The following is a 21,061-nucleotide window of genomic DNA, read 5'->3' as shown; positions in this document are numbered from 1 at the left end:
GATCCTAGGGATACAATCCCCCTGAAGCTGCCGGGATCCCCCTGCCATGAAGAAGCCTAGATTTCCATGGGCAAGCCTGCTGGTGAGTCTGGTGGTCAGCACAATGCCGCCGGAGCAGCTGGCCTGGGCGGGCTGCGGCTTTCCCCGCGGTGCCGGCAAGACTTTTTTTTCGCTGCAGCCGGAGGTCTATCGGCCTCGCACCCGCTTTGATCAGGGGGGACGCCTGCAGCCGGCCCTTTCGGAGTACGGAGAAACCCGCCTCAACCTTTTCGTCGAGACTGGCCTTAGCGATCAGCTCACCCTCAATCTCAACACCAGCTATGTTTTCCTGGAAAACCGCTTTGCCAGCGGAGCCGATACCATCACCCAGCGCAACCAGGGCCTACGGGATCTGGAGCTGGGCCTACGTCATACTTCTTGGGGAAACGGGGATCCCTTCTTCTCGGCTCAGCTAACGGCCTTGATCCCGCCGGGATACGCCACCCAAGACATTCCCCTGCCCTTGGGGTACGGTGTTTTCGGCTACGATCTCAAAGTTGGGGTGGCGGCCAATACCCAGTTGGGATCCCTGCCCGCCTTTTTCGACTCCTGCCTCACGTTCCGAGATTACTTGGGCTATCCCGGGGATCGGGTCAAGGCCAACCTGACCTTCGGGGCAGACCTGACTCCTGAGCTGCAGGCCATCCTGGCCCTGGATGGGGATTTTACGTTGGGCAACGGCGCGCCTTTGTTGTTCGGGGATTTGGCCGTTCAGGATCCCGACTACGACAACCTCAAGCTTTCTGGCCAGCTCAACTGGCGGCTGGAGGGAGGGTTAACGCTGGGCTTGGGGGGGTTTCAGTTCCTGGCCGGTCGCAACACCAATGCCGGCGGCGGCTTTACCGGCTATGTGTGGCTAAGTTACTGAAACCCAACAAAATGTTGCAGGACATCCCCTACGGTAACAGGGATCTGCAGGGGCAGATCTAGGATGAGTCTTGGCAAACTACGGCCCGGAGAACGGATCCCATGCCTCGATTTGAGAACCTCATTGCCGCCATCGATGGCAGCGGCCCCACTGAGCAAATGGTGCATACCCTTCTGTCTCTGCCGGCCTTTGCCCAGTGCCACGTGACATTGCTGCATGCGGTGCCTTCCCAGACCTCTGCCGAGGAGATGCGGTCTGCCTGGCAAAAGGGGCAGGAACTGCTGGCCCAAACCCTGCAGACTTTCCCCCCCCGCCCAGGGCTAAAGATCAGCACGCAACTGGTGGAAGGGGATCCCAAGGTGGTGGTGCTGCAGGTGGCCGAGTCCCTGCCCAATCCGCTGATTGTGATGGGATCCCGGGGGCGCAACCGCATCATGGCCATTTTGCAGAACTCGGTGAGCCAATATGTGTTTCAGCTTGCCTCCTGCCCCATGCTGCTGGTCAAAGACGACGCCTACATCAAATATCCCAGCCGTGTCATGGTGGCCCTGAACAGCTCCCCCGCTGCTCAAGCTGCCTTTACCACTGCCCTTGACTTGATCTCCGGCATTCAAGGGGCCCAGATCTTCCTGGCCTCTGTGCAGTTGGATGCCGACAACCCAGGCAGAGATGAGGCTCTAGATCGGGCAATCGATACCCTCAAAAACCGGCAAATCGGCCACCAAGTGTTAACTGCCGTCGGGGATCCGGGCACAGAAATTGTCCGCTTAGCCGCCGAGAGCAACGCCGATCTGCTGGTGATGGGATCCCCTGACCGCCGACCTACCATTGCCCGCAGCATTCCCGATTTGGATCGGCTGTTGGGGCGTTCCATCTCTGACTATGTGCGGGTTCACATCGGCTGCCCCGTGCTGATGGTGCGTTCCGTCCAAGACAGCGACTGAGCCAGGCTTCAAGGCAGTATGGAGCGGCGCTCTGTAACTCGGTCACTCTGCTGCTGACGATCCGGGCTGACGGCCCAAGCTTCAAAGATCAGCTCAGGGACTCCGGGAGGGATGGTCATGCGGGTGAGGGCTTGCCACTGCCCCTGCTCGTCACGGGAGAAGTCCAGCAACCAACGGGGGCCATCCACCAAAGAGCGAGTGCGCCCGTGCTTCACCCAAAACTTGATCCAAAAAGGGGCTTGATGGCCTGCAGCAGGGTTGGTCGTGGGGGGCAAGCGCAACACCACATCGAAATTGTCTCCGGCTCGGAGTTGCTCGGGCACCACCAGTTGGGGAGTTGGACAAACCCCAGGCGGAGCGGGGGGCAGCAGCGAGTTTTCAGAGGGCGCTACAGGGCTACTCGGGATCCCGGCTGCCGCTTGCGTTGGCAAGATGGCCTCAGCTTGGGGTGGTGGGGAAGGGGAGGAGATGGGCGATGGCAACTCTGCCGTCTCTGCTTCGGGTAGGGGCTGAGCGGAGGGGTTGGGCGCAGATGGCAGGGGATCCTTTTCCGGGAAGGAGCGGAGGGCTTGGGTCTCGGCGGGCTGAACGGGCGAAGCTGAGTCCTCCTCTCGCTGTTGCTCGGCAACGCTGACGGAAATGGGGGCGCTGTGTTGCCAGATGCGCAACAGCTTTTGCAGGGTGCGTTCGGGAGACAGCAAGGTTAAGGGGGGGTCTTCCCGCAACCGGGCCAGTGGGATGTTTGTTGCTCCCCAATACTGACGCGGAGGGGAGGCGGGAGGCAGCTCTCCGCCTTGTTGCTCCGCAACGCTGACGCGAAGGTCTCGACAGCGGACGGAAAACGGAATCGTCAAGGGCTGGGAAGGCCGGTCTGCATCCCGCCAGGAAGAGGGAGTGAGGGCCAGTTCCCCCCGCAAAGGACGGGTCCAAACGCGGCTTGGCAGGGTGATGGGAATGCTGAACACCGCCGTTCGGGCTTCAGCGGGAAATTGAATTAGCCGTTGCCCCTCGAAAACCGTGCTCTCCTCGCCTTCCTGCCAAACCCGTACCCGCAGCTCGCCGCTGCAGCCGATCCGCCCCGTCAACACCAGCACCTCATCCGGGGATCCCTCCAATTCGCTGTGCATCAGGGAAAACAGCTCTGGCGGGATGGCGACCTCTTTTTTCTGGGGGGGCTCAAACCCGGCCTCTTCAGCCACCGGGGCAGGGATCCCTCGTTCCGGCTCCAGAGGGGCAGGCACAACCTGAAAACGGAGACAATTGTCCAACTCGGTTTCACCGAACAGTTCTGCGATCAAGTCGGCATCTCGGCAGTGCAATTCCCAAAACCCAGGGGTGAGGCGGCTGGCAGGCAAAATAATGCCGATCCCTTCATCGTTGGTGCGCACAGAACGGGTTTGGACTTGTGGGGGAGTCGGGGCGGTGTCAGGGCCCTGATTCTGCGACGACAGAGGACGCTGCCGGACTTCCACCGTGATGGTGAAGTGGGGCTGAGGCGAACGGGCAACAATGGTGTAGGTATCTTCTTCCAGAACTGCGCCCTCGGCTGGTACCGGCTGCCAGTCTTCCTGGCCGTCGCGCCGAACCCAAAAATTCAACATGGCTCCATCACCTTAGGTGCTCCGCACTGCTGACCCGAATGGGATGCCAGATACTTAACCAGATCGGCTTGCAAAAGGGTTTGCTGTTGCCCTGTAGGCAGGTGCTTAAGCTGTACCTCTCCGGCCACAGCTTCTGCATCCCCCAGCGTAACAGCCCAAGTTGCGCCGCTGCGGCTGGCCCGTTTGAACTGCTTGCCAAAGGCGCTGCCACTCAGATCCAGCTCGGTGCAGAAACCAGCTTGGCGCAGCGCTTGAGCGATCCGGAGGGATTGGGCCTCAGCCTTCGCCCCACGGGAGATCACGTAAACCTCGACCGATGTTGGCGGGATCTCCCCTTGCTTCTTTTGCAACAGCAGCACCAGCCGCTCCATGCCGATGGCCCAGCCCACCGCTGGGGTTGAAGGCCCGCCCAGCTCTTCCACCAAGCCGTCGTAGCGACCGCCCCCACAGACGGTACTCTGGGATCCCAAGTCAGGCGAGACGATCTCAAAGGCGGTGTGGGTGTAGTAGTCCAGGCCCCGCACCAAGTAGGGATCCAACTGGTAGGGAATGTCCAACATCTGCAGGTGATCTTGCACCTGCTCGAAGAAAGCCCGCGATTCTGGGCTGAGGTAATCTGGCAGCTTGGGGGCCCCCTCGGCAATCTCGCGGGTGCGGGGATCCTTGCTATCCAGAATGCGCAGCGGGTTGCGGGTGAGGCGCTCTTGGGAGTCGGGATCCAGCTTTTCCCGCAAGGGGGTGAGGTAGTCCACCAGGGCCTGGCGATAGGCCCGCCGGTCCTGCGGATCCCCCAGGGAATTGAGCCGCAAGCTCAGGTTCTCCGCCCCCACCGCTTGCAACAGCTCCCAGGCCAAGGCGATGACTTCCGCATCGGCGCGGGGATCCCGGCTGCCCAGCAGCTCTACCCCCAACTGATGGAACTGGCGTTGCCGCCCCGCCTGAGGACGCTCATAGCGAAACATCGGCCCACAATACCAGAGGCGTTGCACATCTCCAGCCGTTTGCAGCCCGTGCTGGATGTAGGCCCGCACCACGCCCGCCGTGTTCTCGGGACGCAGGCTCACCTCTTGCTCGCCACGGGTGCTGAAGGAGTACATCTCCTTGCCCACCACGTCAGTGGCGCTGCCAATGCTGCGGGCAAAGAGTTCCGTCAACTCCAGGATGGGGGTGCGAATTTCTTGGTAGTTGGCCCGTCCCAGGATCTCTCGGGCGCTGGCTTCCACCTGCTGCCAGAGCCGCACCTCCTGCGGCAAAATGTCTCGGGTGCCCCGCACCGCCTGGATCATCTCCATTCTCGTTCTCCCTCCCTGGGGTGGGCCTGGCCGCCTGCTATGCCAATGGCTGTTCTCGTCAAAGGACTCCGTCCCGCTGACGCAAACGGCCTAGTTATTGATTATCGGCGACAACACTCCCCGTCGCTAGCGGAGCCAAATGACCCCGATCCAAGCTCGAGTCCAACCAGGAGTAGGTGGCGGCAATTTGGCTGGTGGCAACAACAGCGGCGGTGGTAGCTCGCAAGATGGTAGGGCCAAGGGAGACGGACACTCCCCCATATTCCTCAGCCTGCCGACGTTCGGCAACCGTCCAGCCCCCTTCTGGGCCGATGGCTATGGCCAAGGCCGGGATCTGCAGCTTTGGCAGGGCCTGCACCAGCGGGGGCGCTTTGTGCCGAGCCACGGCTATACCCCACCAAAAGGACTCCGTCCGAGTAGCGCGAACGGCTTGTAGCTCCGCCAGCCAACTTGTCCAAGGGGTAGGGGGATCGACCTGAGGCCAGCGCAACCGCTCACATTGTTCTGCGGCCTCCCGCACAATTTTTTGCCAGCGTTCCTGCCGCCCAGATCCCGGTTCCAACACGGTGCGCTCCGTCAGCAGGGGAGTAATGCGCGCCGCCCCCAGCTCGGTAACCTGGCGGAGCACCTCGTCAAACCCCTGCCCTTTGACCACCGCCAAGCCCAGATGCAAAAAAACGGGCAATTCCCGCGGCAGCGTCTCCACCTCGCCCACAATTTGGGATCCCTGAGCCTGCCAATGGGCCGCCCACAGCTTGCCTGAGCCATCCAGAACCAAAAAGGGATCCCCCGGCCTGAGGCGGCGCACCCGCTGCAAGTAGTGCTGTTGCGGGCCGGTTAAATGGAGAACACCACTCGGATCCCGCTGCGCCGGGTCAATCGCCAACCGGGGCAAAGCGCTCAGGTCATGCGTGCGTTCAGACAACACCATTCCCCCCGTCGCCAGAGGGCTGCCACCACCCATTCGTTGGCCTCCAGCATCTCCGCCACCAACTTGGCCTGCTCGATGAGGATGCCGCTGAGGATCAGCCATCCCCCCTCCTTCACCACCAGCCGAAACTCCGGGATCATATCCAGGATCACATCTGTCAGGATGTTGCACACCAACCCATCCACCATTTCGGGAATCTGCTCCAGGCTGCCCTGAGCGACCACAATGCGATCCGTCAGGCCGTTGAGATCGCGGTTGTGCATCGTGGCCTGCACCGCCAGGGGGTCGACGTCCACCGCAAACACCCGCTTCACCCCCAACAGGGCCGCCGCCAACGACAAAATGCCGGATCCACAGCCCACATCCACCAGCGTCGCTGCCGGGGGATCCCCTCCCCAGCTCTCCAGACGCATTTCCAGCGACTCCAGACAGAGCTGAGTGGTGGGGTGAGTGCCCGTGCCGAAGGCCATACCGGGATCCAGCTGCAACAGGTGACGACCGGGGTGAGAGGGCGGCTCCAGCCAGGCCGGACAAATGAGCAACTTGTCCCCGACCCATTGGGGCTGCCAGTGCTGCTTCCAACTGCTGCTCCAATCTTCCGCCTCTATGCGTTCCCAGCGCAGCTTCGGAACCCGCTGACCGGCAATGAGGGCATCTTGCTGCAGGCGCAGGGAGAGGGCTGCCAAATCCAGGAGGCTGACGTGAGGCCAAGGCAAATAGGCGTGAATGCAAATCTGATCTTCGCCATAGGCTTGGCTGGTCATGCCCCGACAGCCAAAACTCTCCAGCCGCCAAAAGATCAGGTCTTCTTGGGCAGGGGAGGCGATGAGACTGAGATCCCACCAAGCACCAGCGGGGTCCAGCGCTTGTGCGGGCGAAAACGGAGTGGGATTGGCAACAGTTCTGCTCACAGGGATCCCTTCACAAACCTAGGGAAAAACCAAAGTGATGGCCAACAAGATAGCGCTTCATGTCACCCAGCCGGCCAGCACTCAATGCGGCACTTTATATCAAAAATTGCAGCGCTCTGCTCAATTCATAGTTTAGGCTTATTCTGGCTATTCTGGGATTGAAAGGCTCACAGCGTCGGTTCAGCAGCGAAGAAGGGAAGGATCCCCCCAATTGGGGGATGCCCCCACTGGCTCCTCAGATGCCCAGCTTAGCCCTATGAGATAAATTGAACTGAAAAGCATTGGACAAGAATTGGATACAGCGTCGACATTCGTTCCGAGCCTCAGTGATTTTGCGGATAGATGGGGTTTGGCTGGGGCGTACTGAGCAACGATGGAGAAGGAGCAACGCAGGTGGCAAGGTCGATGTCAACTGATGAGCAATCAGCACAGCAGGGCACTCCCCAGCCCAAGGTGGCTTCTCTAGGAGTTGCCGGGGATCGGGAAGCGCGGAAGAGGGCTGCCCATGAAGATCTTCAGCCGCTCAAAGTCAGCACCCGCAAGGACTCCGTCCCGCTGACGCGATCCGCTCTGATGCGGCGTTTTAATCAGAGCTTTCCGCCTTTTTACAGCCAGTTTGTCAGCAGCGAGGTACAGGCCCAAAATCTGCGCTTGGCTTACACCCTCTACCAGACCCGCAAGGCGGTGGTACAGGTGCAGGACGAAGGTCGCAAGACGGTGGTCTGTCTGGCCTACCGCAACCGACCTTCTCTGCTCAGCGATCTGTTTGGGGTGTTCACTGCTTTTAATCTCTCGGTGCATGGCATTCATCTCTATGGGCAGATCTACTCACCGCACCTGGTGTTTATCCGCACCATTGTCTCCCGCGATGGCCACAGCCTTTCTTCCCAAACCAAGCTCAGCCTAGAACGGGCCATTCACGAATGCCTGGCGGGTGTGTTTCGCGTTCACGAAACCTTGGCGCTGGAGTTTGATCTCAAGGCCGGCCTGAAAGAGGCGCAGGTTTCTTTTTATTTTGACCCAGTGTTTCATTTGCCCACACTTTTGGTGGATGTGGACAACCAGCCGGGCGCGTTTTACCGGGTGATGACGGCCCTCGCGCAGGAGGATTTGACCGTTGTTAACCTCAACTTGATGCTCCGCCGCAAGCAAACGCGCTTCATTTTTTACTTGCTAGGGCCGGATTCAACTCCAGCCATGCCGGAGTTCTTAGGGCAAAAATTGGCGTTGAGCATCCAGCAGCGGCTGCAAGGGGATCCCGTCTAGATCTGCACGGGACTGGGAGGCAGATCGAAAAGGACGGTGTTCATGTAGCGCTCTGCCCAGGCGGGGCCAAAAGCTTTTTCCAAAACGCGGCGGGTGCGGTCGTTCTGCTGTTGCTGGCTGCAATAGCGCTGCTGCCCCTGGTAGTGGGCCAAAATCTGGCCGGGATCCGTCTGTGGGGGGATCTGCTGCGCCAGCCGGCAGTGAATTTCCAGGAAACGGCAGGCAAAGTGTAAAAAGCGCTCGGCCTCTGCTTCGTCGGCAGGACGCACGAACAGACAGTAGGGAGAAAAAATCGTGCCCCACTCCGGCAACCGGCGCCGGTGTTGGAAAGGGACGAGATGGGATCCCAACGCTTCCAGCTCTTGGATATAGAGATCGGGCAAGCTGGGGGTCACCGGCGAGAGATCGACAATGGCGGCGCTCACCTGTCCGCGACCGACCACAATGTCGCAACCGAACAGCGGCAGCGGGTACTGCGGCTGCGGAAACATAACGCAATGGAGAATGTCCAGGCTTTGCCCGGCCTGGGCCAGCTCCAGGTGCAGCTTGCGAAAGGGATCCCCTTGGTAGCAGCGGTTTTCAATTTGCAATTTCTCACCCTCTAGGCGGCCTTCCACGTAGCCCAGATCTTCAGGCAGAGGATAGGGGGCTAGGGTGAGGGTGGATCCCCAAACGTTCAGGATTGCCTCGGATAGGCCCTGGATGAGGGGATGCAGTTGGGCAGAGAGAGCAGGAGCGGTGAACATAAGACTCTAGAAGAAAGGCCAAGAACCCCATCCAACCTTGACCTTGGCTCCATGCCAAAGTGTTATGGGGGAACCGCACCGCTGATGCGAAGGGCTTGGGTGGGATCCCCAAAAATCCCAGAGGCCCTAGCTGGGCAAGGCGTTCTAAAAAGGCGTTCTAAAACTGTATGCCTGAAGACGGAAGGGGTGGGATTCGAACCCACGGTGACCTTGCAGTCACAACGCTTTTCGAGAGCGTCACAATCAACCACTCTGTCACCCTTCCAGTCAGCTGTGGGGCTTTACCATCTTAACGGCAAACCGAGTCTCCTGCTTCTTCCCAGCCTCAAAGCCAAGCTTGCTTCCCCCACGGGATGCGGTTGATGGGAAAGTGCTCCGCACCGCTGGCGGGAACGCCCAGATGAGATCATAGGGATATGGCTGCTCTATCCATTCACCACTTTCGCCAGGCCAAACAGGCGGGTCAACCTTTGGTGGCCCTCACGGCTGCCGACTACGCCACCGCTCAGATTTTGGATCAGGCTGGGATCGACTTGATCCTGGTGGGCGACAGCTTGGCCATGACCCACTTGGGGTATACCAGCACCCTGCCCCTGACGCTGGAACAGATGCTCCATCACGCCCAGGCGGTGCGCCGCGGGGTAGAACGGGCCTTTTTGGTGGCCGACTTGCCCTTCTTGACTTATCAAGTCCACAAAGAACAAGCTCTCCTCTCAGCAGGGCGGTTGATGAAGGAGGCAGGAGTCAACGGGGTCAAGCTGGAGGGGGGCTACCCCGACATGGTGGAAACGGTGGCCTTTCTGGTGCAGCGAGGGATCCCGGTTTTGGGTCATATCGGCCTCACTCCGCAGGCCAAACATCAACTGGGAGGCTATCGCCAGCAGGGAAAAACCACTCCGGAGGCGGAGCGTCTGCGACAAGAGGCCCTCAGCCTGGAACAAGCAGGGGCATTTGCCCTGGTTCTGGAGCACATGCCGGCGGAATTGGCTGCCCAAATCTCAGCCCAGGTGGGGATCCCAACCTTGGGCATTGGGGCCGGGCCGGCTTGCGATGGTCAGATTTTGGTCACCCACGATCTGCTGGGGCTGAGCGAGCGGATTCCCCCTTTTGCCAAGGCCTATACCAATTTGAGACAGGCAATCCGAGAAGCGGTGGAAGCTTTCGCCGACGATGTTCGCCAAAAAGTATTTCCCCCCCGCTGAAGGGATCCCTTACCCATTCAAAGCTTGGGCAGAGGTGCTATGCCTACGGCACCTCATACTGCTACCTACTGCTACGCAATGCTTATGGGAACGGGAACCGCACCGCTTTCTCAAGGCTGGGCAAGGATATGGCGACCTCAGGGATCCCTGAGCAGCACCGTCCCGGTCACCACAGCGCTTTGGCCCAACCGGTCGAAGACCCGCAAACTGACTAGGTAGGAGCCGGGCACCAAGCTTAGGGGAGGACGAATGCGGAAGCGGGTTGTACAAGACACCTCTCCCGACACACAATTCACCTGCGCTGCCGAGAGCGTCTGAACCTCAATCCCCGACCACGACACCTGAAACGCCAGCTCCGCCGGGATCCGGCCCGGCACCGATACCGAAACCCCCAGCTCCAAAAAGCCGTTCCGATGTACCACAGAAGGGATATCGCTGCTGGTGATCAAAGGCGGCGGCGGAGTACTGGCCGTCAGCGCATCGGCACCACAACCGACCAAGGCCACGCCCAGCAGGCCCAGCACCCATCCCCAAGGTTTGGATCCCAGCTTCATCACAGGGTTCAATCTGAAAACTCACCTTCTCAGTATAGAGGGTGGGGATAACAGGCTTAGCGTCCTTTTCGAGAAAAACTAAAAATTCACGCCACATATAGTGGCAAGCTGGATTTTTGCCCAAACCATCTGCTACAGTAAGGCCCATAACCTGTCGAGCAGCCTGGATATGGAAGGGGAAGAAGAGCTAAAAGCTTTGCGGGCGCGTGTGCGCAACTTAGAGCGATCCCTGGCAGAATCGGAAGCGCTGTCGCTGCAGCAGATTGAGTGTACCCATCGCCTGGAACGTCAACTGCTGGAAGCGCAGGCACAGATTCAAGAACGGGATCACGCTCTGCAAGCCTGTCAAGAAGAGAAAGCGCAGCTGGCCCAGCGCCCTACCCTAGAGGCTTTTCAGCTTCAGCAACAGCACATCGAAGAACTGCAGAATCTCCTGTGGGAAATGGAGCGCCGTCCAACGCTGGAGCACTACCACATTCTGCAGCAGCAGTTGCAAACTAGCCAGGCGGAAATTGAAACCCTCAAGGCGGAATTGCAGCGGCGCGTCGATCCGGCCCGATTTTACCAACTGCAGCAGGAGCTCCTGGAACTGAAACAGCAGGCCAACCAGTTGGGAGAATACGCCGTCAAGCTGCCGCAGGTACAGCTTTTGCAAGCCCAATTGCAGCTCCGCATACAAGAGCTAGAAGAGGAAAAAGCGCAACTGCAAGCGCAAGTCCAAGAGTTGGCCGCTCGACCTTCTGCCCAAGAACTGGAAACCCTACGGGCAGAGCTAGAGGCTGCCCACCGCCAAGCCGAAGCCGAATGGCAACGTTTGAAGACCCATCTGGAAACCGAAAAGGCGCACATGGAAGCTGACCTGAACACTGCCCGGCAACGTATTCGCGAATTGGAAGAGCGCCCTACCCCAGAGCAATGGGCACACTTGCAAGCGGAGTTGGATCATCTGCGCCAACAAGCCTCTTTTGCCAAGGCCGAGCGGGCCACCTTGCTGGAAGAGCTGCAGCAGAGTCAGCGACAGCAGGCCGAGCAAGCTCAACAAATTGCCAAACTGGAAGCGGAAGCAGCCCAGGCCGCCCACCTCAGGGAGACAGAGTCCTCGCAGGCGCAGCGAATCCTGGTCTTGGAGGAGCAGGTGCAGGCTTTGACTCGGGAGCTTGGTGCTTTGCGAGCCGAGCGGGATCAGCTTATCCAAGAGTTGGCCCAGCGTCCCACCCTTGCCCAGTGGCAGGAAGTTCAGCAGCAGGTGCAGAGCACCCAAGAAAGCCTGGAAGAAGCCCGGCGGGGGCGAGAACTGGCCGAGGCCCATCATCTGGTCAGCCAAAAGCAGATCGAGAAGTTGCAGCAGCAGGTGATGGCTTTGAAAACCGAGTGCGTGCAGGCCCACGCCTACGCGCAAACCCAAGAAAAGGAAGTAGCTCTGCTGCAGCAGCGCAACCAAGAACTGGAAGAGCAACTGGCCACACTGCGTCAGTCAGCCTCGCTTTCCCCCCAAGCAGCGGCTGTCGAGCCCAGGTCGAATCATCCGGCTAGTGCTCCGCACCGCTGGCGCGACCAGGAACGGATTCCTGCAGCGGCTGACGAGTCTGCTCCTTCCCCGGCGGCACCCAACAGCCGACCCACCACTTGGAGAACACCCACCCCAGGGATCCCGCCGCTCACTTTGGAAGAGCGGGAAGAAAGTGCTCCACACCGCTGGCGCGAACGGGCGGAAAAGCTCCTGAAACGCTCCGCTTTGGCCGCTTCACAGGCAGGGACGGAAACGGGCGGTCGTAGCCGGATTGAGTTGCCGGCTTTTGTGCAGCGGCGGCCCTACTGAGGGCTCCATTCTCGGGGATCCAACCGTTCTCCGGCTTGAAAACGAGGCCAAGCCCAGCGCAGCAGGGATCCCAATTGGGCGTGAAATCGCTCCGGGGCAAATTGCAGAGCATGGGCCCGAATCCGCCGGGGATCCCAGTCCTGTCGATCTGCCTGGCGCAGCCCTTCCACCAACGCTTCCACACTGGCTTCGGGGATGAGGATGCCGGTTTGGCCGTGGATGACCGTCTCCCGGACACCTCCCCGGTTGAGGGCAACCACAGGACGACCACAGGCTTGCACCTCCACCGGCACCAGGCCGAAATCCTCCTCCCACGGGAACAGCAGCACCCGGCAATGGGCCAACAGCTCCTGCAGACGGGCTTGCGGTTGATGGGGCAAAAACTCCACCTGCGGCCCCGCCAATCGCTTGAGCCGAGGGAGCTCCGGCCCTTCTCCCACAATCAGCAGACGACGACCCAGCCGTTCACAGGCGGCAATTGCCAGATCCACCCGTTTGTAGGGCACCAATCGGCCCGCCACCAGGTCGTAATCGCCACTGGGATCCGCCACCGGCTCAAACCCCTGCAGCGGAACGGGCGGGTAGATAACAACAGCCTCGCGGCGGTAGAGCTTGGCAATGCGGCGGCGAATGTGCTGGGAGTTGGCGATCAACAGATCTGGACGTTGAGCTGCCAGAAAATCCCACTGGCGCAGGCGGTGCAGCAGCCATTGGCTAATTGTGCGAATGGGCCCGATTCCCCCCAACCCTTCTCGCTGCAGATACAGCTCCCGGTTCTCCCACAGGTAACGGGTGGGGCTGTGGATATAGCTCAGGTGCAGGGTAGAGGCTCCCGTCAGGATCCCTTTGGCAAAGGCGTGGCTGCTGGAGATCACACAGTCATACCCCGAAAAGTCGAAGCTCTCGTAGGCCAACGGCATCCAGGGCAGCAGATACTTGAGGCGGGCGTGATAGTCAGGGCGCAACACCCCCAGCCACTTGGCCCAGCCTTGCAAAAAAGAGGTGTGAATCGACAGCTCCTGCCAGCTCGGCGGCAGGGTGTGAGCCGAGAAGAGACTAACGTAAAGGGGGGCCTGTGGGGCAAAAGCCACCAGCTCCTGCAAAACCTTTTCCGATCCCCCCGGCCAGATCAGGTACTCGTGCACCAGGGCCAGGCGCTCAGGCCAAGCGGGATCCCGGCTGGGAAGAGTGGGGACAGCCACAGGAAGGGATCCCCAAGGGTCAGGCACGGTCAGGACTGGGCAGAGCGGCGTTTTTTGCCAATTGGGCCGCTCACCTGCTTGGCCTTCTCGTCAATCCGCTCGTTGATGTAGTTGTAGATTTCCCGAAAGCGAGGCAAGGCCCGCATCTCCAGGCGACTGCCATCCTTGAGGGTGAGCACCATATCTCCCCACACGCCCAAGCCCCGTGGCACCATGACCACTTTGGCGATCTCGCTGTAGATCACGTCTGAGCGCTCCTTGCCGCCCCACCCCCCGATCACGGTGATGCGACGATTGGTAATCCGATAGTGTACCCACAGCTTGCGCACCAGTGCCCCCACAAACAGAGGCAAGCCGACAAGCGTAGCCCCAATGAAGGAGTTCAGCACCAAATCGCCGCTGTGGGGGCCACCCTCAAAAAAAACCTCCTCTTGCACCGCCATGCCGAGCACCACCCAGTTGTTCAGAGGGTTACCGTTAACGATCTTAAACGATTTCTCAGCTTTCCCCAACTGGGTCTAACGGCAGGTTCGGGATTGGTTGACATTCTCCCTGCCCCGGAGGGCAAGGGTTCTTTCCCAGGTCGCAGGATGACTCCCACTTCCTGGGCTACCTCATCCTTACGGATGAAGGGGGATGCCATGACCCCAACCACTGGGATGAACTCCCAGATACTTCTTCTGTTGACACTACGCCCTATTCAAGTTGGCGGAGTTTGCTCAGCACCACAGCACAAAGCCGACCTCAAGGGCGGGGCCTGCAACCCAGTTTTCTTGGTCAACCTGTTGTTGCCTTGGCACAGGAAATTTTCTGAAAATGCCGGGCCAACCCCGATAGGCTTAACTGCCTAGGTAGAGCGGTGTGCCACAGCGTTTGCAGAATTGGGCATCCCCATCGTGTTGGGACAAACCGCACCCTGGGCAGGCCCATTGCACCGAGTTGCCGCTTTTCACCAATTGTTTGATCAGCTCCCCCACTTGCCAGGGAATTAGAGCGATCCCCGTCAGGATCATCAGCACCGTCAGCAACCGACCCAGCTCAGAACTGGGGGTGAGATCCCCAAACCCCACCGTGGTCATGGTAACGACGGAAAAGTAGAAAGCATCCAAAAAGGTGGCAAAAACACCAGGATTCACTGGATGTTCTACCTGATAGATCAGCCCAGAGTAGACGAAAACAATGGCAAAGAGGGTGAAGAAAATGCGCAGCAAAATGCGGCTATCGGCGGAGATCACTTGCCCAAACAGGGTTTTGCCCTCTACCAGGCGCAGCAGCCGCAAAATGCGAAACCAACGGAAGATGCGAATGAAGCGAATATCGGTTAGCCCGGCAAAAAAAGGCAAAATGGCGAGCAAATCGATGAGCGAATACAAGCTCACGACATAGCGCAACTTCTGCGGGGCCGCTGCCAGTCGGAGCAGATATTCCACCACAAACAAGCCGAGAATGAGGCGATCCACCCGCTCCAGCCAAAGACGTACCTCAGGGGGAATGGGATAGGTTTCCACCACAAAGAAGGTGGATGAACAGAAAACCAACACCGCCACCAACAAATTCACCCAGCGGCTTTCCGGGGTGTCTTGATCCCCCCAATAGCGCTGAAGGATCCCGGAACGGGCAAGATCGAGATCAGCTTGGGTGGGGAGAGTGGTCACAAACGGGATCCAGCTGGGAAGATATCGAGAGAGTTTCCTTTCAACGCCCATCAGGCGCATACTAACTAAGCTAATGGAAACTAGCTCACAGAGCGAACTTCCCCTAAGCAAACGTCCAGGCTTTGGGTGTTAATTAGGTGTTGAGTCGATGTTGCCTCCTATCGTACTGGCCTCGCAATCCCCTGCCCGCCGCCAATTGTTAAAGGCTGCCGGGATCCCCCATCGCGTTCAACCCAGCTACTTCGACGAAAGCCAAATCCAGAGCTCTAATCCGGTGGAGCTGGTGCAGAAGCTGGCCTCGGCGAAAGCCGAAGTGGTGGCGGCCCAGCAACGGGAGCCCGTCTTGGTTGTGGGGGCCGACTCTGTGCTCTACCTAAATGGCGAGATCCTAGGTAAGCCGCCCAATGCCCTAGAGGCGGAACGGCGCTTGCGGCAAATGCGGGGCGAAGTGGGAGAGCTCTACACAGGCCATGCCTTAATTGACACGAAGCAGAACCGTCGCCTCACCCACTATGCGGTGACGCGGGTGTTTTTTGCCAAGCCCAGCGACGAGGAGATCCGCGCCTATGTGGCCACCGGTGAGCCTTTGGCCTGTGCCGGCTGTTTTGCCATCGATGGTCGTGGCAGCCTGTTTGTGGAGCGGATCGAGGGGTGCCCTGGCAATGTGATCGGGCTGAGTTTGCCCCTGCTGCGGCGCATGATCCAGGAGTTGGGCTATTCCCTCACCGATGCTTGGAGCTAGCCGTCGAGGTGTTGCTTGAGCAGGTCGTTGGCCAGCTTTGGATCCGCCCGTCCCTGGGTTTTTTTCATCAATTGCCCGACAAAGTAGCCGAAGAGCTTGGTTTTACCCCCCCGATACTGCTCCAGTTGCTCTGGATTCTCCGCCAACACCTCAGCGATTATCTGCTCCAGAAGATTGCTATCCGAGATTTGGGTCATGCCTTTGGCTTCCACCAGGGCGCGGGCCGACCCGCCTTTTTCCAGCAGTTCCGGCAGGATCTCCTTGGCGATTTTGCTGGAGATGGTGCCCCGCTCGATGAGACCGATCAGCTCGGCCAGGGTTTCCGGCTTCAGGGCAATGTCGGGGTAGTCCAGCTTGTGGGTGTTGAGGTAGCTGGCAATGTCGCTCATCATCCAGTTAGCGGCTGCTTTCGGGTCGGCACCGGCGGCGATCACGGCTTCAAAGTATTCGGCGGTGTTGCGTTCATCGCTGAGGTAGCGGGCATCGTACACCGAGAGGCCGTACACCTCCTGATAACGTCGCCGCTTCACACCGGGCAATTCCGGCAGCTCTGCCCTCCAGCGGGCCTTTTGCGCTTCGGTAACGCGAATCGGCGGCAGATCCGGCTCCGGGAAATACCGATAGTCGCTGGATCCCTCTTTCTTGCGCATGCTGATGGTGCGCTGGCTGTTTTCTTCCCAGAGGCGGGTCTCTTGCACGATCCGCTCGCCTGCCTCCACAGCCTTGACTTGGCGGTTGAACTCGTACTCGATGGCCCGTTGGATGGCGTTGAAGGAGTTCATGTTTTTAATTTCCACCTTCGTGCCAAAGGTCTCGCACCCCAGCGGACGTACCGAGATGTTCACATCACAGCGCAGGGATCCCTCCTGCAGGTTGCCATCACACAGCCCGGCATAGCGCAGGATGCGGCGCAGCTCTTGCACGTACTCTGCCGCTTCTTCCCCGCTGCGGATGTCCGGCTCGCTGACGATCTCGATGAGGGGAACCCCCGCTCGGTTGAAATCCACCAAAGAATAGCTGGATCCCGACAGGCGATCGCTGCCAGCATGTACCAGTTTGCCCGCGTCTTCTTCCATGTGCAGACGGGTGATGCCGATGCGCTTGGTGCGACCGTCGCTGAGCTGGATCTCGATCCAGCCGTGGGTGGCAATTGGCAGGTCGTATTGCGAGATTTGGTAGTTTTTGGGCAAGTCGGGGTAAAAGTATTGCTTGCGGTCGAACTTGCTGTAGGGGGCAATGGTGCAATTCAAGGCCAAACCGGCTTTGACCGCGTACTCCAGCACCTTTTCGTTCAACACCGGCAGGGTGCCGGGCAAGCCCATACAAATCGGGTCGATATTCGTGTTGGGGGGAGCGCCAAATGCCGTCGCGCTGCTGGAAAAGATCTTGGAGCGGGTGCTGAGCTGGCAGTGAACTTCCAACCCGATCACAGCTTCATATTGCACTTTGGCGGGGGCAGCAACAGTCATGGGATGGGAAAAACTTGCGGTGTAACCATTCTAGTGCGACCTTGGGGGATCCCAGCTCATGGGCAGTTTCTGAGGACGGCAGCTCAGAACCAGCGGACGAAGCTGAAGTGCTGCAGGTCAAAGAAATCCTTGGAACAGCCAAACTCCTTCAAACGGTAGGGCGAATCTCAAAGGTGGCTAGACCTTCCGGCGGCTCAGAACGTTGCTCAACGGCCTCCACAACCGAACCGGGGCTGCCCTGTTGGCACCAGCGCAGCATCGCCTCCACTGCGGCAGGGGATCCTTCAAAAACAGCCTCTACACGACCATCCCGCAAATTGCGCACCCACCCTTGAACACCCGCATGGAGAGCCATCGCTTCGGTGTGGGCTCGAAACCCCACGCCCTGAACCCGCCCCCGTATCCAGACGTGAACGCGAACCCTGTCACTCATGCCGACTGGGATCCCTCCGGTGTGCTGCAGGGTTCTGGCGGCTCGGTCGGCTTCGCCGGGGTCTCTCGCCGATCCAGCCATTCCACGAGAACGTTGACAAGGACAATCAACCCCAGGATCCCCAGCGAGATCCCACAGGCGTACCCAATCGCTTGCCACAGCACGGGAGACATGAGCCTAACCTCACGAAGAATGCTTGTGCAGAAGAACCCACCCTTCAAGCACCTTAACAGATGCCGGATCCCCAGCGACCTACGGCCCGCTTCGCGAGCATCCATTTTGACCCTTCCAATCCCAAAGGGTTCCCCGCCAGCTCAAAATCTCTGCGCTCGAAAGTTAACAAAACGCCCGGAATTCCCCACCCTCTGTAGGGTGGGGATGGATAGCGCCACTGGATTTGTGGAGCACTCAGAACTAGGACAGGTGGGGGTAGGATAACGCATATGGCAACCAGAAGGCAGACCTTTCGACTGTATCCCAGCAAAGCTCAGGAAAAAGCTTTGCTCGAGGCCCGTCGCCTGCATTGTTATCTTTACAATGCTTGCATTGCCCATCGGGAAACCGAGTACCACCTCCACCGCCGAACGGTGACCTACCTGGAACAGCAGAACCTACTCCCCGAATTCAAGCAGGTGTGGGGGGAGTTTGCCCAACTGAACTCCCAAACTTTGCAGGCTACCGTCAAGCGGGTGGATTATGCTTACCAACGGTTTTTCCAAGGACTGAGTAGGAAGCCGAGGTTCAAGTCCATTCGCCGGTATTCAGGCTGGACGTATCCTGCCCGGTCGGGGTGGAAGGTCAACAGCACGGGAAAGCATGGCACGGTCACACTCAATGACTTGGGCATGACCCTGAAAATGCGCGGTCAAGCCAAGCATTGGGGCGTGCCAACAACGCTGACCCTTGTCTACAAGCCGTCCCGGCGGCAGTGGTTTGCCTCGTTCACGGTCGAGGTGGCGATACCTGAACCTAAGTTTGGTTCACAGTCGGATTTGCAGTACGAATCTATCGTTGCCTATGACTTGGGTACAGAGACCGCCCTGACTTTGTTTGATGGGGCGGAGTTTCAGGAGATTACTAACCCTCGCTTTACTCAGAGAAGTGAGGCGAAAATACGCAAGCTTGCCAAGTTGAAGCGGAGAAAGCGTGCCCCTAAAAAGGGCATAAAGGCTTCCAGAAGGTGGAAGAAAATCCACCGGTGGGAAGCGCAACTCAAAGCCAAAGTTGCCCGTCAGCGCAAAGACTGGCAACACAAAGTTACGTCAGAGATAGCTTGTCGTTATGACAAAGCGCTCCGCGCCGCCATAGGCGAACGGCGTAACGGAGAAGCTGCATGTCAAAGGGATGACCCGCAAGGGTGGGAAGCGCAAGGCAGGGCTAAACAAGTCTATTCTGTCGGTGGGGTTTGGTACCCTCAACCGAATGATTACCTACAAAATCGAGCAGAAAGGGGGTTTAGTTCTCATGCTTCCCACTCAGACCCTCAAACCGAGCCAACGCTGTCCCCAATGTGGGGCAGTCCACAAGGAGTGGGCGGACTTGAGCAACCGCTATCATGTCTGCTCTGGTTGTGGGTTTGAAATCCCCAGGGATCGGGGCTCGGTGATGGTGATGCACAATGTTGCAATAAACAAGCAACCGGGGTTGGGAACCGGCCCCGTGAGTCTTGGATGTCTCAGCACTACTTCAAAGTCCTGATGCTCAGGGCTATGAAGCACCTGGGGCAGAGGAAGAGACTAAAATCCTGCCGTCAAGCGAATGGGGCATCAGAAACCCCATCCGCCTATGCGGTGGGGTAGTTCATTGAAGCTTATGATTCAAGCCGAGCCAAAAAGATTCGGCACAATGGGGAGAGCCATTTCACCAAGCTGTTGAGGACATCGCTATGGCCTACAAACTCTGGATCGACGGCCAATGGGTCGATAGCCAAGGGGGGGGGTTGATGACCATCGAGAACCCGGCCACCGGCGAGAAACTGGCAGAGGTGGTGGATGCTAGCCCTGCCGATGTGGATCGGGCGGTGCAAGCTGCCCAGACCGCTTTCTACGATGGCCGTTGGTCGAAACTTACCCCCGGCGAGCGATCCCTGGCCCTCTGGAAATTGGCAGATCTGATCGAGGCTCGTGCCCCAGAACTGGCTCGTGTGGAATCGGAAAACACCGGCAAGCCCTACGAGTTCCTCAGCTTAGGGGGAGATTTGCCGTTTGCGGTGGATAATCTGCGTTTCTTCGCCGCTGCCGCCCGCGACATCCATGGCTTTAGCGCCGGGGAATATGCCAAGGGCTACACCTCCCTCTTTCGCAAAGAGCCGGTGGGGGTGTGCGCTCAAATTACCCCCTGGAACTATCCGCTGATGATGGCCGTCTGGAAGATCGGCCCCGCCCTGGCCGCCGGCTGTACGGTGGTGCTCAAGCCCGCTCCTGCCACCCCCCTGACCACCCTGATGCTGGGAGAACTGATCGCCGAGGCCGGGATCCCGCCAGGGGTGGTCAACATCGTTACCGGGGGCAATGCTACCGGCCAAGCCCTGGTAGAGCACCCGCAGGTGCGAATGGTCAGCCTTACCGGCTCCACCGCCACCGGCAAGCAGGTGATGCGGACAGCAGCAGAGACCCTGAAGCGGGTGCATTTGGAACTGGGGGGCAAAGCGCCGTTTATTGTCTTCGAGGATGCGGACGTAGAGACCGTTGCTGCCAAGGCCACGTTTGCTGCCACCGTCAACACCGGCCAAGACTGTACGGCGGCCACCCGCGTCTACGTGCAAGAGAGCAAGCTGGCGCAGGTACAAGAGGCCATTGTAGAGGCCATGCGCAAAGTGACGGTGGGATCCCCCTTTGAGGCCGGGGTGGAGATGGGGCCTTTGGTCTCGGCAGTCCAGCGGGAGCGGGTGATGGGATTTGTGGAGCGGGCCAAAGCAGAGGGAGCCAAGGTGCTGACCGGCGGTCGGATCCCTTCCCAGTTTGCCCAAGGCTACTACTATGAACCCACGGTGATTGCCAATGTTGATCAAAAGGCGGAGATCGTACAGAGTGAGGTTTTTGGGCCGGTTCTCACGCTCGGCTCGTTTCGTGAAGAAGCGGAAGCGCTACGCCTGGGCAATGACGTCCTATACGGGCTGGCGGCTTCTGTGTGGACTCAGGACATCGGACGAGCGATGAAGTTGGCCGCCGATCTAGAGTTCGGCACCGTCTGGATCAACGACCATATTCCCATTGCCTCTGAGGCCCCCCATGGCGGCTTCAAGCAGTCGGGATTTGGCAAAGATCTCTCGGCAGAGGCGGTGCGCGACTACCAAATCACCAAGCACGTGATGATTGCAACCCGCTGAAGCAATGCCCATCTTGAGCAGAGATGACCACCAAACGGCAGTAGCCCACCCGGAGCATT

General features: G+C 59.2%; 20 protein-coding genes, 1 tRNA gene and 1 pseudogene. 9 read left to right on the top strand and 13 right to left on the bottom strand.

The features are described from left to right. The first annotated feature begins 46 nt into the window (after positions 1–46). A complete protein-coding gene (locus ACVWYZ_RS03070; RefSeq protein ID WP_457465966.1) occupies positions 47–907 on the top strand; it encodes a hypothetical protein in 861 nt (286 codons plus the stop codon). Positions 908–1,008: 101 nt separating this feature from the next. After that, positions 1,009–1,851, top strand: a complete 843-nt coding sequence (locus tag ACVWYZ_RS03065; RefSeq protein WP_457465965.1) for a universal stress protein — start codon at positions 1,009–1,011, stop codon at positions 1,849–1,851. 8 nt (positions 1,852–1,859) lie between these two features. Here the strand turns inward: ACVWYZ_RS03065 and ACVWYZ_RS03060 are convergent, their stop codons facing one another. The 4 genes from ACVWYZ_RS03060 to prmA all read right to left on the bottom strand — a co-directional run bounded on the left by ACVWYZ_RS03060 (position 1,860) and on the right by prmA (position 6,586). Then, on the bottom strand, positions 1,860–3,452 hold the full coding sequence (locus tag ACVWYZ_RS03060; RefSeq protein ID WP_457465964.1) for a hypothetical protein: 1,593 nt from the start codon (positions 3,450–3,452) through the stop codon (positions 1,860–1,862). Beyond that, positions 3,446–4,744, bottom strand: a complete 1,299-nt coding sequence (hisS, locus tag ACVWYZ_RS03055; RefSeq protein ID WP_457465962.1) for a histidine--tRNA ligase — start codon at positions 4,742–4,744, stop codon at positions 3,446–3,448. Before hisS ends, ACVWYZ_RS03060 begins: the two co-directional genes overlap by 7 nt. A 94-nt stretch (positions 4,745–4,838) precedes the next feature. Continuing rightward, a complete protein-coding gene (locus ACVWYZ_RS03050) occupies positions 4,839–5,675 on the bottom strand; it encodes a 16S rRNA (uracil(1498)-N(3))-methyltransferase (RefSeq protein WP_457465960.1) in 837 nt (278 codons plus the stop codon). Beyond that, positions 5,645–6,586 (bottom strand): 50S ribosomal protein L11 methyltransferase, encoded by a 942-nt coding sequence (gene prmA, locus ACVWYZ_RS03045; protein WP_457465958.1) that lies wholly within the window; start codon positions 6,584–6,586, stop codon positions 5,645–5,647. The genes ACVWYZ_RS03050 and prmA overlap by 31 nt, the downstream gene beginning before the upstream one ends. A gap of 405 nt (positions 6,587–6,991) precedes the next feature. Between prmA and ACVWYZ_RS03040 the strand changes: the two genes are divergently transcribed. Then, positions 6,992–7,852, top strand: a complete 861-nt coding sequence (locus ACVWYZ_RS03040; RefSeq protein WP_457465956.1) for a hypothetical protein — start codon at positions 6,992–6,994, stop codon at positions 7,850–7,852. On the opposite strand, the gene ACVWYZ_RS03035 is transcribed toward ACVWYZ_RS03040, so the two are convergent. Next, positions 7,849–8,598, bottom strand: coding sequence for a phycocyanobilin:ferredoxin oxidoreductase (locus ACVWYZ_RS03035; protein WP_414344751.1), 750 nt, complete (start codon positions 8,596–8,598; stop codon positions 7,849–7,851). The genes ACVWYZ_RS03040 and ACVWYZ_RS03035 overlap by 4 nt on opposite strands. Positions 8,599–8,776: 178 nt before the next feature. Then, positions 8,777–8,863 (bottom strand) — tRNA-Ser (locus tag ACVWYZ_RS03030). A 151-nt stretch (positions 8,864–9,014) separates the two neighbouring features. Here ACVWYZ_RS03030 and panB point away from each other — a divergent pair. After that, positions 9,015–9,800, top strand: a complete 786-nt coding sequence (gene panB / locus ACVWYZ_RS03025) for a 3-methyl-2-oxobutanoate hydroxymethyltransferase (protein WP_414332197.1) — start codon at positions 9,015–9,017, stop codon at positions 9,798–9,800. 137 nt (positions 9,801–9,937) lie between these two features. On the opposite strand, the gene ACVWYZ_RS03020 is transcribed toward panB, so the two are convergent. Beyond that, positions 9,938–10,357 carry a hypothetical protein gene (locus ACVWYZ_RS03020; protein ID WP_457466064.1) on the bottom strand — a complete coding sequence of 140 codons (420 nt, stop codon included), beginning with the start codon at positions 10,355–10,357 and terminating at the stop codon, positions 9,938–9,940. Between the two features lie 97 nt (positions 10,358–10,454). Between ACVWYZ_RS03020 and ACVWYZ_RS03015 the strand changes: the two genes are divergently transcribed. Next, positions 10,455–12,173: a hypothetical protein gene (locus tag ACVWYZ_RS03015; protein WP_457465954.1), complete on the top strand. Its 1,719-nt coding sequence runs from the start codon at positions 10,455–10,457 to the stop codon at positions 12,171–12,173. Here the strand turns inward: ACVWYZ_RS03015 and ACVWYZ_RS03010 are convergent. The 3 genes from ACVWYZ_RS03010 to ACVWYZ_RS03000 form a co-directional block, all read right to left on the bottom strand. Next, positions 12,167–13,375, bottom strand: a complete 1,209-nt coding sequence (locus ACVWYZ_RS03010; protein WP_414331921.1) for a glycosyltransferase — start codon at positions 13,373–13,375, stop codon at positions 12,167–12,169. The genes ACVWYZ_RS03015 and ACVWYZ_RS03010 overlap by 7 nt on opposite strands. 29 nt (positions 13,376–13,404) lie before the next feature. Beyond that, on the bottom strand, positions 13,405–13,818 hold the full coding sequence (locus ACVWYZ_RS03005) for a PH domain-containing protein (RefSeq protein ID WP_414407948.1): 414 nt from the start codon (positions 13,816–13,818) through the stop codon (positions 13,405–13,407). A gap of 396 nt (positions 13,819–14,214) precedes the next feature. Continuing rightward, positions 14,215–15,030, bottom strand: a complete 816-nt coding sequence (locus ACVWYZ_RS03000; protein WP_457465952.1) for an ion transporter — start codon at positions 15,028–15,030, stop codon at positions 14,215–14,217. Between the two features lie 148 nt (positions 15,031–15,178). Here ACVWYZ_RS03000 and ACVWYZ_RS02995 point away from each other — a divergent pair, with 148 nt between their 5' ends. Continuing rightward, positions 15,179–15,772 carry a Maf family protein gene (locus tag ACVWYZ_RS02995; protein WP_457445320.1) on the top strand — a complete coding sequence of 198 codons (594 nt, stop codon included), beginning with the start codon at positions 15,179–15,181 and terminating at the stop codon, positions 15,770–15,772. Here ACVWYZ_RS02995 and gatB read toward each other — a convergent pair. The 3 genes from gatB to ACVWYZ_RS02980 all read right to left on the bottom strand — a co-directional run bounded on the left by gatB (position 15,769) and on the right by ACVWYZ_RS02980 (position 17,847). Further along, on the bottom strand, positions 15,769–17,241 hold the full coding sequence (gene gatB / locus ACVWYZ_RS02990; RefSeq protein WP_457465950.1) for an Asp-tRNA(Asn)/Glu-tRNA(Gln) amidotransferase subunit GatB: 1,473 nt from the start codon (positions 17,239–17,241) through the stop codon (positions 15,769–15,771). The two genes, ACVWYZ_RS02995 and gatB, sit on opposite strands and share 4 nt — an antisense overlap. A gap of 148 nt (positions 17,242–17,389) precedes the next feature. Further along, positions 17,390–17,674 (bottom strand): acylphosphatase, encoded by a 285-nt coding sequence (locus ACVWYZ_RS02985; RefSeq protein ID WP_414358470.1) that lies wholly within the window; start codon positions 17,672–17,674, stop codon positions 17,390–17,392. Next, positions 17,671–17,847: a hypothetical protein gene (locus ACVWYZ_RS02980; RefSeq protein WP_414358468.1), complete on the bottom strand. Its 177-nt coding sequence runs from the start codon at positions 17,845–17,847 to the stop codon at positions 17,671–17,673. The genes ACVWYZ_RS02985 and ACVWYZ_RS02980 overlap by 4 nt, the downstream gene beginning before the upstream one ends. Before the next feature lie 270 nt (positions 17,848–18,117). Between ACVWYZ_RS02980 and ACVWYZ_RS02975 the strand changes: the two are divergent. The 3 genes and pseudogenes from ACVWYZ_RS02975 to ACVWYZ_RS02965 form a co-directional block, all read left to right on the top strand. Then, a pseudogene (locus ACVWYZ_RS02975) lies at positions 18,118–18,903 on the top strand (RNA-guided endonuclease InsQ/TnpB family protein); the annotation flags it as partial. A 115-nt stretch (positions 18,904–19,018) separates the two neighbouring features. Then, positions 19,019–19,372 (top strand): zinc ribbon domain-containing protein, encoded by a 354-nt coding sequence (locus ACVWYZ_RS02970; protein ID WP_457465948.1) that lies wholly within the window; start codon positions 19,019–19,021, stop codon positions 19,370–19,372. 187 nt (positions 19,373–19,559) lie between these two features. Further along, positions 19,560–21,002, top strand: a complete 1,443-nt coding sequence (locus tag ACVWYZ_RS02965) for a gamma-aminobutyraldehyde dehydrogenase (protein WP_414358449.1) — start codon at positions 19,560–19,562, stop codon at positions 21,000–21,002. Positions 21,003–21,061 lie beyond the last annotated feature (59 nt).

The organism is Thermostichus sp. MS-CIW-37 (assembly GCF_054060065.1).
Note: the sequence above shows the minus strand (reverse complement) of the source record. Positions and strands in the feature narration are given on the sequence as shown.